Source organism: Rhodococcus sp. 5A-K4, from assembly GCF_046097995.1.
GTDB classification, from domain to species: domain Bacteria; phylum Actinomycetota; class Actinomycetes; order Mycobacteriales; family Mycobacteriaceae; genus Rhodococcus_F; species Rhodococcus_F erythropolis.
In genome coordinates this window covers 53508-67096 of record NZ_JBJURM010000026.1, presented here as the reverse complement: position 1 = coordinate 67096, position 13589 = coordinate 53508, and the positions used below count along the sequence as shown (strand labels likewise).

General features: G+C 63.3%; 13 protein-coding genes and 1 pseudogene. 2 read left to right on the top strand and 12 right to left on the bottom strand.

From position 1 onward, the window contains the following. The first annotated feature begins 30 nt into the window (after positions 1 to 30). Both ACKAMS_RS26790 and ACKAMS_RS26785 read left to right on the top strand, forming a co-directional pair. Positions 31 to 288, top strand: a complete 258-nt coding sequence (locus tag ACKAMS_RS26790; RefSeq protein ID WP_161121661.1) for a hypothetical protein — start codon at positions 31 to 33, stop codon at positions 286 to 288. Then, positions 285 to 467, top strand: a pseudogene (locus ACKAMS_RS26785) (recombinase family protein); the annotation flags it as partial. The gene ACKAMS_RS26790 and the pseudogene ACKAMS_RS26785, both read left to right, overlap by 4 nt. A 343-nt stretch (positions 468 to 810) precedes the next feature. On the opposite strand, the gene ACKAMS_RS26780 reads toward ACKAMS_RS26785, so the two are convergent. The 12 genes from ACKAMS_RS26780 to ACKAMS_RS26725 form a co-directional block, all read right to left on the bottom strand. Beyond that, positions 811 to 1326, bottom strand: a complete 516-nt coding sequence (locus ACKAMS_RS26780) for a hypothetical protein (protein WP_202427382.1) — start codon at positions 1324 to 1326, stop codon at positions 811 to 813. A gap of 45 nt (positions 1327 to 1371) precedes the next feature. Beyond that, the gene (locus ACKAMS_RS26775) at positions 1372 to 1944 is read right to left on the bottom strand and encodes a thermonuclease family protein (RefSeq protein WP_161121663.1); all 573 of its coding nucleotides are present in this window, start codon (positions 1942 to 1944) and stop codon (positions 1372 to 1374) included. A gap of 46 nt (positions 1945 to 1990) precedes the next feature. Then, the gene (locus tag ACKAMS_RS26770) at positions 1991 to 2803 is read right to left on the bottom strand and encodes a hypothetical protein (protein ID WP_161121664.1); all 813 of its coding nucleotides are present in this window, start codon (positions 2801 to 2803) and stop codon (positions 1991 to 1993) included. A 92-nt stretch (positions 2804 to 2895) separates the two neighbouring features. Beyond that, positions 2896 to 5271, bottom strand: coding sequence for a DNA topoisomerase (locus ACKAMS_RS26765; RefSeq protein WP_161121665.1), 2376 nt, complete (start codon positions 5269 to 5271; stop codon positions 2896 to 2898). A 1-nt stretch (position 5272) separates the two neighbouring features. Continuing rightward, a complete protein-coding gene (locus tag ACKAMS_RS26760) occupies positions 5273 to 5635 on the bottom strand; it encodes a hypothetical protein (RefSeq protein WP_161121666.1) in 363 nt (120 codons plus the stop codon). Further along, a complete protein-coding gene (locus ACKAMS_RS26755; protein WP_202427383.1) occupies positions 5632 to 6297 on the bottom strand; it encodes a DUF4913 domain-containing protein in 666 nt (221 codons plus the stop codon). The genes ACKAMS_RS26760 and ACKAMS_RS26755 overlap by 4 nt, the downstream gene beginning before the upstream one ends. Next, the gene (locus ACKAMS_RS26750) at positions 6297 to 8351 is read right to left on the bottom strand and encodes a TraM recognition domain-containing protein (RefSeq protein ID WP_161121667.1); all 2055 of its coding nucleotides are present in this window, start codon (positions 8349 to 8351) and stop codon (positions 6297 to 6299) included. The genes ACKAMS_RS26755 and ACKAMS_RS26750 overlap by 1 nt, the downstream gene beginning before the upstream one ends. A 13-nt stretch (positions 8352 to 8364) precedes the next feature. Then, the gene (locus ACKAMS_RS26745; protein ID WP_321188103.1) at positions 8365 to 8940 is read right to left on the bottom strand and encodes a hypothetical protein; all 576 of its coding nucleotides are present in this window, start codon (positions 8938 to 8940) and stop codon (positions 8365 to 8367) included. Next, positions 8937 to 9515: a hypothetical protein gene (locus ACKAMS_RS26740; RefSeq protein ID WP_161121668.1), complete on the bottom strand. Its 579-nt coding sequence runs from the start codon at positions 9513 to 9515 to the stop codon at positions 8937 to 8939. The genes ACKAMS_RS26745 and ACKAMS_RS26740 overlap by 4 nt, the downstream gene beginning before the upstream one ends. A 221-nt stretch (positions 9516 to 9736) precedes the next feature. Further along, entirely contained in the window at positions 9737 to 11419 is a 1683-nt protein-coding gene (locus ACKAMS_RS26735) for a peptidoglycan DD-metalloendopeptidase family protein (protein ID WP_161121669.1), read from the bottom strand. Then, positions 11419 to 11724 (bottom strand): hypothetical protein, encoded by a 306-nt coding sequence (locus ACKAMS_RS26730; RefSeq protein WP_161121670.1) that lies wholly within the window; start codon positions 11722 to 11724, stop codon positions 11419 to 11421. The genes ACKAMS_RS26735 and ACKAMS_RS26730 overlap by 1 nt, the downstream gene beginning before the upstream one ends. After that, positions 11721 to 13586: an ATP-binding protein gene (locus ACKAMS_RS26725; RefSeq protein ID WP_161121671.1), complete on the bottom strand. Its 1866-nt coding sequence runs from the start codon at positions 13584 to 13586 to the stop codon at positions 11721 to 11723. Before ACKAMS_RS26725 ends, ACKAMS_RS26730 begins: the two co-directional genes overlap by 4 nt. Positions 13587 to 13589: the final 3 nt, after the last annotated feature.

The window sequence follows — 13589 nt, the reverse complement described above, 5'->3', positions numbered from 1 at the left end:
AGCAAACTCCCTAGCTGCAAAGGAACTACATTGCTCACGCAACTCTCTTCTCTGACCACGCTTCATCCACCCCTCATCTGGATGTCTGTGCTGTTCGCGGCGCGTCCTGTCCTGATGTGTGTGCTGACTGCCCTTCGTCTCGTCGTGGTCCTCTGTCTGACAGTCAAGGCGGTCAATCTGACGCTCTCGACATCAGATCCTGCGCGTGCCGAGCGCGCATCAGTCGTTCTCGCCGCACTCCTCCCCGTTCTCTCCATGGGACTGTTTGGACGTGGGGGCGACCGATGAACACCACGACTGTGGCCGCCAGGCGAGGCCGGAAACGCCTGTGCTCGGATCGCACTCTGGAGTATGTCGTGGATCTCCGCCGCGCCGGCGTGAGCCTGCGTGGGATTGCGGTCAGGCTCAACGACGAGGGCGTACCGACGCCCAGCGGCGGCGACCGGTGGCATCACTCGTACGTTGACCGACTCCTCCACACGCACGGTGGGCGGGCAGTGCTGGAAGCGAGGTCTGCCTTGTACCCGGTACCGCCCACTCTCGCCGACCTCACCCCACCAGGGGCGCAGGCGATCGCGCACACAGAAAGGGTCGCCGCATACTGCCGATCCGAGAAAACTCTCAGACCAGGGAGGATGAAGGACTCTTCGCCCTCCGAGGCAGATGCGGCGACCTCTTTCTTGTCGCCCTCGCAGCATAGGACAATCCGCCGACACGAAACCGGCATCTCCGCCGCTGACCTGTGTCAGTGCGGGGAACAGTTACGCGTAGTGGGAGCGCTATTCAGCTCACGCTCTGCCGGTTTCGGTATCAGTTGTCACCTTCCGTCACATGGAGGCCCCCGCATACCGCCTGGACGGCCGAGGGCTCGAACGAGAGGATCGCGATGTGACGCCCTGGTCGGCGGACAGGTCTCTCCGGCTGGTGGTGCGGGTGCGCCTCGGGGTGGGTGAGGTTGCGGACTCGGACGTTCAAGAGTCGGGCGAGTGCGACTGTTTGGCCCCAATTGGGATAGAGGCGTCCGAGTTCCCAGTTGTCGACAGCGGGTTCTTCGGCGTCACAAGCGATGTCAACTTCGGGGCCGTTATGCCGGCCGCTGTCGAGTCGGCGGGTGATGTACCAGGGAACGAGCTTGCCGGTTCGCCACAGTTCACGTTCTCCGTCGTCTGGCTGTGCAAATGGCTCCGGCGCGGGAATTCCGAACAGGATGTTGCGACACCGTTCGTGTTCGCTCTCTGAGACTGCGGCCGGCCGGTCGTGGGCCGACACCGGCAGATAGGGCGTCGGGCGGGTGCGTTTGCGTAGGAACTTGAGCACGAGTGTCATCTCTCCTAGATGAAGGGTAGGACGGTACGAACGAAGTGGCGGGGGTCAGCTTCCGTTGCACGGAGGACCCCACAGGCCACCCTGACGGGATTGGGCATTCGTCTGTGCGGCAACGATATCCGCGCTTTTGCTCAGCGGCGTGGTGTAGCTCGGGTACTCCCGCGCCATTCCTTCACTCACCGCCAGAACGCCGTAATCGGTGCCGTCCGCAAGAGTGATGTACCGCAGCGCTCGACCGAACTTGTCGACGTCACCGGCCGCCGGATCCATGACGAGCCTGACCTGAGCGCCGTCCAATATCTGGTGTGCCCACTGGCTTGCTTCCGGTCCCCAACATTGCACGGGTGCATCCGGTTTCACCGTTTCCGGGGTGTCGATGCCCAGCACCCGAACGCGGATCTGCGAACCGTCGACGAGTTGGACGTCGGCGGTGTCGCCGTCGACGACATGGACCACCTGCCCAGGGGCGCCCCGCTCCAGCGCCGGAGGCGCGAGACCCGGCATGTCGAGTTGGCAGCCCGCCAGTGCGAGAGCGGCACCGAACCCGGACGCAGCCGCCGTGGCCACCCGCCGACCGGGCCAGCACCGTGCCGGTGTCTGGCCGTTCATGGAAGTCATGGAGCGCCTTTCGATCCGAGGGAATGAGGAGACGGGCCGAGGGCAGTCAGTCGAGGATCCAGAAGTCCCCACCCCACCCGCCGAACTCGATGCCGCCGAGAGTCGCCGTCACCTCAGCGACGAGGTCAGGATGTTCCCCGATTCCGTCGCTACCGATCGCCGCAGGTAGTAAGGCAAGCGCACCGTCCATGTCGATCTCCACGGTGGCATCGAAGCATGCGGTGAGTCCGGCCGCGTCGATCATCCGAAACGCTGCGACGAGCATCTCCCAGGTGAGATGCTCCTTCGTCCATCCGTCGCTGACCAGGACCGATAGATCGTCTGGATGCTCGGCAATCAGGGTAGGCCAGTCGATCGGCTCCCAGACCCGTCCCAAACATAGTGACGGAGAATCCGGATAGATGAGATGTCCTGCGGTGGCCTCCCGAAACCAGGCAGGAACATCAGCGGCAGAAGTGAAGGTGCCGACAGTGAACTTGTCTGCTTCGCGCCACTGGATGTTTTCTTCCAGCGCGTCGAATCGGTCGTGCGCGGCGGGCGACCATCTGCCCCAGTAACTGGTCTCCTCGTCCTGACCGGCGGCGAGCAATTCGAGTACAGAGGCGGCGCATGAGGTGCACGAGTCTCCGCGATGGCGAACGCTTTCGATCCCGTCGAACAGTCGGAATACTCCGTCGTTGTAGGTGACGCGCGGGTCGCGGACCGTTCCTTCTGCAGGATCGACGATGTCGATCATCGTCCTGCTGACTCCGTCTCCGGTCAGGAAGATCCACCAGGCCTTGTCGCCGGCTTTCCAGTGATCGGTGCTGCGCCAGGGTTCTTCCGAACCAAGTGCAGGGATAGCGGGTGAAGTGGTCATAGCGGTTCCTCGTCGGCTCAGAAGCGATTTGTCATCCGGATCGGTGGGGTCGTTTGTCCGCCGGGCAGCGACTCTCTGCCCGGCGGCTGCTGCTACCTGCTGACTTTGCGTTTCCTGGGCTTGGTTGCGGGCGTTCGGTTGTCGAATTTGAGGGTGAAGCCGAAATTCTTGTAACCGTTGTGAGTGCTCACCGCCAGCGCGCCCTTGGCGGTGTACTTCTTGCCGCTCTTCCCGATGGCCTCGAATTCGATGGTTTCGCCGGCCAACAGCTTTGCCAGTTCCTGCTCGGTGAAGTCTTTGCCCGACCAGTGCTCGTTGGCTCCCCAGCCGCGACCCTTGAACTCGACTTTCTTGCCCTTCCACAATCCGCTGACCAGGTCCGTTCGCGGCGGACGTTCCTCGAACTGAGGTTTGAAACCGACGAACGGGTAGCCCTTGTCCGTCACCCCGGCTTCGAGCGCGCCCTTGCAGGTGAACGGCTTTCCCGACTTCGGGCTTATCGCCGTGATCTCGATGATCTGACCGGCAAGGAGTGCGGCCACCTCAGAATCGGTGAACCTGTGCCCGCAGAACACACGCTTGGCGGTGGTGGCAACGGCGTCGCCGTGGGTGAAATGCAGTGCCGGCGGCAAGGTGATGTTCTCGACCGGTGCGCGTGTCACTCCGGCCTTGGCCATTCTCTCTTTGAGTTCGGCTGGCAACCTGCGTGCGTTCGCCTTCATCTTCTCAAGGTCGTGGCGCACCAAGTCCTCGACAAGGGCGAGAAAGTCGGGCGCTGATGCTGTCCCCGACTCGATCTGAGCCATTTGATCGAAAACGTTCTCGGTGATACTCAGGTCACCGATGTGCGTACCGGGCAGAATCCGGTGGTTTAGTTCACCGACGACGCTGAGCGTGATCTTGCCGCGCTGCTCGCGCATCAGGGCCTTGCCGGTGGCGTTGTTCGTGACTTCCGCGTAGGTGCTCGTCCGGGTAGCACCGGTACCTACGCTGCGCTTTTCCAGCTGCTTCATCAGCCACCCCATCGTCGGGTGCGGCGGCCGCGTCGGAAAGCCCTCGTGGACGAACGGTTTCGCGATGGTCCCGAGAGCCGTCGCACCCGATGCTGTCTCGTCTTCGTCTTCGTCGTCCTCGGCGACGAACACGCCTTTCCAACCGAGCACCGCGGGGACGTTCAGCGAACCGACGAAACTCGGATACTTCTCGACGTGCCCGCGATGCTGGTCGTACTCGTAGTCCGGGGCGAGCATCGTCAGGTAGTTCTTCGCCAGGAGCTCGTAGATTTCCTTGCCCAGTGCACCGAATTTCGTCTCCACCGCAGCCAAATTCGGGGGGACGTTCGGGCCGGGACGGTTGGCACCGTGAGCGCCGCCGGACTTGATGTGACTCTTGCGTGGTCCGCGGTGACTGAGCGCTGCCGGATCCACCCCGACGACGCTGGCGATCTTGTCGACCAGCGGGAGCAGCTCGTTGAACTGTTCGACCGAGATGAACTTGTCCTCGGTACGCGGGTAGGACACCACCTGCGCCTCGTACATCCTCTGATACGTCTCGAGGACCTTCTTGGCTTCGAATCCCTTCTTCGACAGCAGCGACGAGAGTGCTGCCAGGTCCATCAATTTCGGTGGCCCGGTCTTCTTGCGGGTGGTCCCGTCGTGGACCACCGGTGAGGACTCGAGGCCACCGGGGACGGCGCTCTTGTTCTCGAACCTGTCGATGTCGGGGTCGGTGTAGGTGACATTGTTCTCGTCACGAAAACGGTTCTCGTAGAACGCTTTCTTGACATAGTTCTTGTGCGCGTCGAGGCCGTCTCCGACGATCACGACCATCGCCGACTTGAGTCGACCGTTGCGCACAACGGTGCTCGAACCGGACACTTTCGTCGCCGCCCGTGTGAACTGCATCGACAGCATGTCCCACTGGTCGCGGAAGTCCGCCTTGCGGTAGTCGCCTTCGGACTCGATCGAGGTCACCGCGCGGCGAGTAGTGAACGCCTTCCGTAGCGACGCCGGGGTTTCGTCGAGAAACTCCATCCGCTCGAGCTTCTTGCCTTCCAGGCCCAGGTACTCCACGATTTCCCATCCCAGCAGCGAACCTTCGCCGGTCGGGTCGAGATCGGCGGCGTTGCAGACGGTCTCGCACGTCGACAGGGTCGCTTTGAGTTCGGCGAGCAGGCTCTTCGCATCGGGGTCGGTGATCATCTTGCCGCCGGAGACCTTGCGCCTGACCTCGCGCTCCCAGCGGAAGTCGCCGGCATTCCACGGCAGGTGTTCCAGATCCCAGCTCTTGTACCGCTCCGCCAGCGGGGCCGGCACCATCGTTGCGGGGTCCTTCAGCTCCAACAGATGGCCACGAGCATTCACGATCACGTAGTCCGTGCCGTCGAATGTGCCACTCATACCGCCCAATGCGGCCGCGAAGTTGCGTGCCGCCGAGGGTTTCTCGGTGAGAATGCCGACTTTCCCCATGCTATTTCCTCTGTTCCTGATGTTCGTTGCCCTCGTTCGCCAGAGCGCGCCGGGTGCCGTCGGTGAGTTCGTCCATCCGATCGCACAGTCGCGTCACGCTGGCAGGGCTGGTGAGGGCAGGGCTTTCTCTCAAATGCCGCTGCCATGCCGTCATGACCGCGCTCGCGGCCGCCGTATCGCTGCCATCGGCACAGCGCAGAATGTTCTCCAGCTTCGTGTCATCAGCGACTTCGAGCGCAGCGCTCCGGACGATTTCAGCCAAGTAGAGCGCAGCCCACTGACAACCTGGAGTGTCCGCCAGATCCCGTAGCGACTCGATAGCGTCCTCGACCGGGCGCTTGAAGTTCTCGTCGATGTCGATCACGCGTCACCCCCGTCACCGATGAGGTCGTCGAGCAACTCCCGCGGTACCGGTTCGTACTTGAGCGCGGGGTGGCCCATCCACGAGCCGTCTTCGGTGGCGTCGGACATCGGGCCGTTGTCTCCGTCGCAGATCACGCGGAAATGCGCGTCGAAGTGCTGAATCCACCAGGCAGACATCGCCGAAGGCCCGTCGGATGCACGGGCTTCCTCGTACGCGAACCAGAGCGCTTTCAGGCGGCCGGCCACTTCGGGGTAAAGCGCCCATCGGGGATCCCAAACGTTTCCGCTGCTTCCGCCGCCCATGCCCATCTTTCGGCGAACGACCTGCGTGAAGAACTGTTCGACGAACTCCACGACGTTGGCGTACGCGGGTTCGATCTCGCCTTCTTCTCCGACGATGGCCGATCCCCCATGCGGCGCGGGATCGGAGAAGACCATTGGCTCCGGATCTGTCGGACCTGGACCCTGACCGTCATCGTCGGCGGCTTCCGCATCCGGTTCGGCGTCTGCGTCAGGTTCGTCGGGTACACCCCACCCCGCTCCGACACCATCGTCGTTGTCGGTGTCCGGTTCGGATTCTTCGACGCCGTAGTCCGATGGGTCCTCGTAGTTGGTGTCATCCTGGGTCGACCAATCGTCGGCTGTGGATGCGAAATCGACCATCAGTTCGGTCCTTCCCCGAAGAACTCGGACTCGAAAATGTCGTCCAAGTTCGATGTTGCTGCGACTCGCGGGGCGGGTGCGGCTACCGGATGGACCGGCAGCTCGACCAGGGGTTCGTCAGCGACGACGGGCTCCTTCTCGATGACGACGCGGGGAATGGGGCCGGTGATCGCATCATCAGCGACCACGGGGCGATCGGAGATTCCGAGAGGCAGTGCTTTCTGCTCGACGCGGTGGTTCCCGGCCTTGCATTCGTCGACGGACCGCTGAATGTCTTCAGCGAAAGGCGTTTTCCCCCAGTAGTTCTTCTCCACCAACAGTGGTTTGCTGCCCGCAACGGTGACGATCGCACGGGTGCGAGGCAGGGCCTTGAGGTCGTCAACGGTGAGGATCTTCTCTCTCACCTCTGAGGTAGAAATCGTGGTCTGCCCGCCGCCCAACATTCCGGCACTGCGACTGCGGGACTCGGTCAGGACGAAATGGTCGCCGATGTCGTTGGAGAGCGAGGTCAGGAAGTCCTGGTCGTCGACGTTGCCGCCGTACCACATCATGTTGGCGGCATCGCACATCGTTTTCCACTGCGCTTCTCCCCATACGGTTTTCGCTTGCGAGGCCGACTGCAGAATGGTGAAGAGGTTGATACCGCGGCTACCGAAGTGGGTGTACCAGCCGGGGAGCTTCTGCAGTTTGCAGATGTTCGCGGCCTCGTCGAGGACCACCGTCGCCGGGATCGGTACGCGGCCGTTGCTCTGTTGCGCACCGTATTCCTCGAGCGCGTCGCCGAGTGCTCCGACCAGTGCCGTGGTCAGCGCGGACGCCGAACCGGCGCCCTCCTTGCTCATGGCGTAGACGGTGTCCGTGCTCCGTACCACCTGGTCGACGTCGAGCTCGGGGAGGTTGTGAACCGCCCGTCCCGGAGCGATGGTGATGTTGCCGTCACTGTCTGTGCCGATCGTGATGCGGGTATTCGGCAGGATCGCCTGCTCGTAGCGGGGTTCGTCGAGAGGGTCGAGGTACCGGCGCGCCATGTCGTAGAAGCCGTCTCGCTGCTTCGCGTTGACTGCTTGCTTGGAGCGCATGGTGTTCGCTCGGTCGCCGTAACCGTTCTGCGCGAGGATTCGCACGGGAACCTGGGATTGCGTTTCGCGAAGCCAATCCATCACATGGCGCATATCGCCTCCGACAAGGGCAGCGGCAAGAACATACGAGGCGAACAAGTCATGAGAGGCAGGGGTGAAGTAGGCGTCACCTCGGGATTCGGAATCGGTTGCTGCCGAGATGAAGTAGTCGCACACCACCTTCGCCGAGGGAAGGTCGTCGACGCGGCGAAGCGGGTTGAACCAGAAGCTCGCCGGTTCGCGTCGGTTGCCGGTGGTGACACCTTGTAGGTCGAGGAGCCATACCCGGCCCATCTTCTTCCTCACAAGGAGGGTGTGGGTGTAGACGTCCGGTTTGTTGGAGGTTCCCAACAGGAACCCGAGGGCGTAGCACATCGCCGGAATGGCCAGTGCCACAGACTTTCCCATACGTGAACCGGCGATGGCGATGGCGACCCATTCCCATGGCATCCTCAGTTCGAGTTTGCGGTGAACCGTCAGACCCATGACGATTCCCCGGTACCCCGGGTGGGATTCGCTCGCAGCCGGTGCGAGCCGCGCCGTCTCTGCCGCTTGATATGTGGGATTGGTCTGTTCGACGTCGCGCGGATCGGTCATCGTCTTCGCGTATTTGTCGAGGCGCCGTTCGGCGCCCTTTTCCTGGAGCCTGTCGAGGAGACCGAATTTCTTGAGCAGGTACAGCACCCCTGCAGCGAGCGCGATGAGGAACACGACTTCACCGATCAGGACCCCGGTGGCGCCGTCGGGCCAGGTCCACTTGCCCGTGCCGAGGTTCAGTGTCAACCCGACCGGATGCCACACCTCGTGTTCACCGCCGCCGAGGTTGTAGGCGATCACCGGCAGGAACGATGCAGCGATGACAGCCAGCATCGCGACCAGGACAGTGCCTTCCTTGTTTCCGCTGGTCTTGGCACGAACACGGCGCATCTGAGACATGGTCAGTTCTCCTTCACTGGTAGCGGTAGTCGGTCAGACGCCAACCGTCGTCGGTGCGGGTGATGGTGGTTCGCCAGGTTTGCGCAGCGAGGTTGGTGCTCGATCCCGCTGCGTGCAGCACTGTCTGCCGGCAGCTGACGTCGATGACGACAGTGCGCATTCCTTCCGGTGCGGCAGGAGTGCTCTCCGCTTTCGTGCAGGACGCGGTCAGTGCGTCGCCTGATTCCTTCCAGGCCGCCCACTCGCGGTCCGGGCGTATGCCGGTGGCGCCGCCGTTGTCGTTGTCGACGGTGGCCGCCAGGTCGCCGCCCAGCCAGGGCCGCGCGCGACGCAAGGCATCGGATTTGCTCTCGTCGACGGCGGGTTGCCACGACAAGATCGTTTCCATTGCGGTGGTGGCGGTGCCGACCTCGTCGAGGTGCGCTGGGTCGTACGGGTCGATGTGCACGTGATCGTCACTGCCGCCGTGCTCACCGCCCCGGCCGTCACCGGACGACGACCCACAACCCGCCAGGACCGCCGTGGTGGCAATCAGCCCTGCGATCAGGAGTTTCTTCGGCACGGGCATGGATCGGGCAATGCTCGTCATTTCGCGCTCCCACTTCTCGAAACTGTGGGGACGTACACGGGATCCGACAAGCGTCCGAAGTAGACGCCGGTGACGGAGGGATCTTCGGCCCATGCCGTGAGAATCCGGGTGTGTGCCTCGTGCTGTGCTTGTCGTTCGGGTTCGGTGACGTCACGGGGAGACCGAGGACCGTCGTCGATGACATAGGCGGTGGGGATATAGGGGCCGACCTGCGAGTGGGGAGCGCAGCAACGAGTGATTGCGATGATCTGCTCAGCTGGGACAACGCGGTCCGAATCGGTCAGATCAACGACAAGCTCACCGGTCGCGGCCTGCAGGGCAGCGCTGAATTCGGCGAACGTGTACACCTCGCCGACAGGGGAATGTCCGTTGTTCTTTGGGAAGCGATAGTCGGCGAGAATGCCGAGCTCCCATTGCCCGCAGGGTGGAGGGTCGATGCCGGGCCGCCCTGAGACGTGACGGCGTACGGACTCGCCGACGCCGGGGGGCTGATGCGGAACGTACCGCTCCTGGTCGCCCTGTGGCGTTGTCGGTGCCGGCGTCGGCGTCGGATTCTTGCGGAAGAGTTGAAACATGCTGTGAGGGCTCCTTGTTCGAAGTGCTGGGGCTGACATCGGTTCAGGCGTCGAGGTGGCACCCCCAGCCGACTCCAGTTGAAAGAGAAGGGCGCGCACCGACCGTCAGTGCCGAACGCCGCAGCGTTTTCTGCATGGTCCTGATCCCCCGTTTCCTGCGGTGAAGGTCGCGCATGAGAACAAACTCGATTCTATGTTATACCGGTGTCAAATATAGACGGCTATTTGTTGATGGCTCGGTACTTCGCCTCGTTCGCGATGATCTTGTCTGCGTATGGCCTGGTCTGAGTGATGTAGTCGCTGTACATGGTGGGGAAACCGCCTTCGCGTTGGACTGCGCCTTCACCGGCGTTGTACGCGGCCAGGTACAGCTCTGTCGGTCCGTTGGGAGCCTTGACCGATCCGTCGGAGATCCAGGCGTCGATGGTCTTGGCGATGGTGCACATGTAGTCGCCTTGAGCCATGACGGCATCGGAAATCTTGTTCCTGTCACCGGAGCCGGCGGGGCCGATTTTCTTTCCTTGCTCGTCGACGGCGTACCCGTACGTCGCCCACGTGGAGTCGATGAACTGGGTGTAACCACTGGCGCCGGCCGAGTTGTAGCCGTGCTGCTGGAAGCCCGATTCCTGTTCGATCTGCGCGGCGAGGAGCGACGGTTTGATCTGCGGGCAGATCGCCCCGGCGCGTTCGAGCCACGGCGCGAATTCCGGTGGTACGGAACCGGCGGCGAGACTGTCTCCGAGCCCTGTCCCGGGGATGGTGCAGTCGACGGCTGCTTTCGTGGCCTGTCCGGAGCCTCCGGGTAGCGATCCCCACTGCATCGAACCTTCGTCGAATCCGCCACCGTGAACGGTGATGTGGACGTGGTTCATGTGGTTTTCGTTGTCGCTACCGCGGTCGTCCATCTTGTTCGGCGTGCCGCCGACCGGGTAGTACGTCTGACGCCAGATGGCGTAGTCGACGTTGAAGAACTCGGCGTTGCCCATCACGTAGTTGAGGACTTCGTCGCCGGTCGCAACGCCGGTGCCGGAGCTGTAGTCCGGAATCATCGCGTCGACGGCCTGGCCGCTCGGGTGGTCGGAGAAGCCACCACCGTCTGCGCGCCAACCACCGAGGGTGTCGAGTCGATCACCGAACTTGAGATGCAGAGCGCGGATCAGACGTTTCGTATTGACCTGCATGTTCTGCTCGGAACCGGCAGAGGCAGGCAATGCCTGCGCCAGATCCGCGCCGCCCGCTGCCGAAGGCGCCGACGGGGCAGGAGGTGCGCGAGGCCCGGAGGTACTCGGCGTCGTCGAGTCAGCCTTCTTCTCCCCCGGAGCGGGTGAGGAGTCGTACTGCGGTTTCGGATCGACGGCCGCGCCGCCGGTTCGCCCACCAGGCCAGATTTCGAAGTGCAGGTGAGGTCCGGTGGACTCACCGCGGTTGCCGATGGTGGCGATCTGCTGACCTGCACGGACCTGTTGGCCGGCCTCGACGACGTACGTGTCGATATGCCCGTACACCGTCGAGGTCAGTTTCCCGTCGATGACGTGATCGAGAACAACCCACTGCCCGAACCCGGATGCGGCACCCGCGTCGGCCACCGTGCCGTCGGCGGCCGCGTAAATCGGCGTACCGATCGGCCCGGCAAGGTCGATGCCCTTGTGCTGGGTTCCCCACCGCTCACCGAACGGTGAGGTGAACTCCACCAACGCCGGATCGACAGGCTTGATGAACGAGCCAGGCGGGGCGATCATGTCTCCGCTGACCGCCGACGACCCCGTACCGCCGAGGCAGTCCGTCGCCGCTTGTTGTTCTTCCTCGTCTTGGAAGAGGATCGCCAGGCCCACGATCAGGAACATCGGGATCGCGACGAGCAAGGCGATCACGATCATCAGCAGTGACTTGTTCTCCGACTCCATTACTTCGCCGAACCCGCCCGCTGACCGCCGACGCCCAAACGAGCCTCGCGTCGACGATTCAGCTCTGTGGCGGCCGCCAACTCGAGTTCGAGTCTGCGCACCACTTCCAACGACGGTTGCGGGCGAAGACCGGACGCGTTGACCCAGCCGCGGACGGCGGTCTCGGACACGTCGAGGACCTTCGCGACCGATGCACATGCGGCGGTGAACGAGTCCCCCGCTTCGATGCATCGCACGGCCGTAGCGATCGCGTCACTCTTGGTGTCGTCGTCGACGATCCGGTAGCGGCGGCGCTCAGTGTTCATGCGGCGAACCCCTGGTTGCGGTCCTTCGTCGCTGCTTCGAGGCGTTCGTCGGTGTTGTGGATTCCCGACGCACGTTCGGCCGGCGTCACCCACACCTTGAACGGAGCACCGGGACGGTTTCCCTCACCGAGCTTGAGCAGGAATTGCCCGGTACCTGCGGCGAGAGGACCAGCGATCACCAGTTGCTTGTCCGCCGAGACGACACCCGCCCTTTCCGCCGCCTCGCGAATCTTCGCCGCAGCCCGGCGGATCCGGGCATTCTTCTGATCGATCGGCGAATTCAAATCGGCGTCGTTGCTCCAGTTGGTCAGCATCGACTTCTCGGTCTGCGAGAAGTTCATGACCTTCTCCAAACGGCTGATCTCCACATCGGGGACCGGGCCGATGATGCGGGCGCGGCACCGCTCGAACAGTCCCAATGCGCCGGCCTTTTCGAGGTCCTCGATCGAGTGCGTGACGAAGGTGATCGCCACACCGACCACACGCTGCAGGCGTAGCAACGCGTCGATACGGCCCGCCATCATCGGACGCTGGAGCACCTGCCACAGCTCGTCCATCAGCACGTGGAAAGCGAGGTTCGGGCCCAGACCCGCGTCGGCGAGCACGTGCGCCGCTTCGATCGTGGCGAACGCTTCGTTCCATCCGGACAACAGGACCGAAGAACGCATCATCTCGTCGTCCTGCGGGACGCTGGACATGTCCAGGCACATCGACGGCTTGTTGACGTCCAAGCGGACGGTGGACTGACCGTTGAAGACCTCCCCGAAGCGGCCCTTGACCATCGCCCGCAACGTGCGCCGCAAGCCTTGAATCGCAGCCAGATACTCCTGCTCGTCGTCCACGACTGCGTCGTCCATCAATTCCTGGTTGCCCGAGACCAGCAAGGCAATCAGGTTGTCCAGGATTGCCGGGTTCGTGGGGCTGAATCCCGCCCCGCCCTCCTCGTGCGGTGTGTAGAGCAGGCGAATCGCGGATGCGAGCACCGTCTGCTCGAAGTCTTCGAGCCGCTTTCCACGCACGATCTCGCACAACGCGCCCGTGATGTTTTCCTGCCGCGCGTGCAGCGCGTACTGCGTCTGTTGACGACGAAGCTCCTGAACCGCGATTTCCTCGTCGATCTCGGCGAGAATCTCGGCGTCATGCTCGAACCTCGCACGAGTACGCAGATCGTCGATGTGGCGACCGAGGTCGTCGATCGCGGCACCGATCGGACCGGGATCGAGTGGATTGATCCGTCCGATGCCGCCGTAGCCGACTTCGGTGACCTGACCGTCGACGGCTTCGGTGAGCTTGCGGCCGTCAGGCTTGACGTCACCTGGCCACAGCACCCGCACACCGGCCGCGATGTCGCCCAATGCGATACGGCGGAGCAGTGTCGACTTACCGAACCCGTTCAGCGCGATGATCATGCACGCCGGAGCGCTGATCGCTTTCGCTTCCTTGGCCGAGAGCGGGTCGAAGCACACCGGCGCCCCTGTCGCGAGATGCGGACCGAGCGGAGTGCCGAGCACCGGAGCGTTGGCACCGACGATCCACGGATACAGGCCAGCGATCTGAACGTTGGTGCCGCGGTATTCGACCGGCGGCATGACCGTGGACATCCTGCCACCGCCCGGCCCGGCAAACCCGCGTGCGTCGAGCCCGAACACCTGTCGGTCGGACGAATCTTCCCGCGCCCGTTCGGATGCGGTGATCGTCGCCCGGCGGCTGTACTGCCGACGCACGAGCGTCGACAGCCACGCCTTCTGGATCGGGTTCGTCGCCGCAGCTTCCCGAGCTTCGAGCTTGGACAGGTCCTCGTCGGTGAGAACGCTGATCTTCGGCGGTTGGGACGACTTCGAGAGATTCTTGTGCTTTACCATGAC

What these genes read in the sequence shown, in the direction of transcription:
- ACKAMS_RS26765 (WP_161121665.1), bottom strand. Translation starts at nt 5,271, where the DNA reads ATGGGGAAAGTCGGCATTCTCACCGAGAAACCCTCGGCGGCACGCAAC.
- ACKAMS_RS26745 (WP_321188103.1), bottom strand. Translation starts at nt 8,940, where the DNA reads ATGACGAGCATTGCCCGATCCATGCCCGTGCCGAAGAAACTCCTGATC.
- ACKAMS_RS26735 (WP_161121669.1), bottom strand. Translation starts at nt 11,419, where the DNA reads ATGGAGTCGGAGAACAAGTCACTGCTGATGATCGTGATCGCCTTGCTC.
- ACKAMS_RS26725 (WP_161121671.1), bottom strand. Translation starts at nt 13,586, where the DNA reads ATGGTAAAGCACAAGAATCTCTCGAAGTCGTCCCAACCGCCGAAGATC.
- ACKAMS_RS26755 (WP_202427383.1), bottom strand. Translation starts at nt 6,297, where the DNA reads ATGGTCGATTTCGCATCCACAGCCGACGATTGGTCGACCCAGGATGAC.
- ACKAMS_RS26740 (WP_161121668.1), bottom strand. Translation starts at nt 9,515, where the DNA reads ATGTTTCAACTCTTCCGCAAGAATCCGACGCCGACGCCGGCACCGACA.
- ACKAMS_RS26780 (WP_202427382.1), bottom strand. Translation starts at nt 1,326, where the DNA reads ATGACACTCGTGCTCAAGTTCCTACGCAAACGCACCCGCCCGACGCCC.
- ACKAMS_RS26750 (WP_161121667.1), bottom strand. Translation starts at nt 8,351, where the DNA reads ATGTCTCAGATGCGCCGTGTTCGTGCCAAGACCAGCGGAAACAAGGAA.
- ACKAMS_RS26775 (WP_161121663.1), bottom strand. Translation starts at nt 1,944, where the DNA reads ATGACTTCCATGAACGGCCAGACACCGGCACGGTGCTGGCCCGGTCGG.
- ACKAMS_RS26770 (WP_161121664.1), bottom strand. Translation starts at nt 2,803, where the DNA reads ATGACCACTTCACCCGCTATCCCTGCACTTGGTTCGGAAGAACCCTGG.
- ACKAMS_RS26730 (WP_161121670.1), bottom strand. Translation starts at nt 11,724, where the DNA reads ATGAACACTGAGCGCCGCCGCTACCGGATCGTCGACGACGACACCAAG.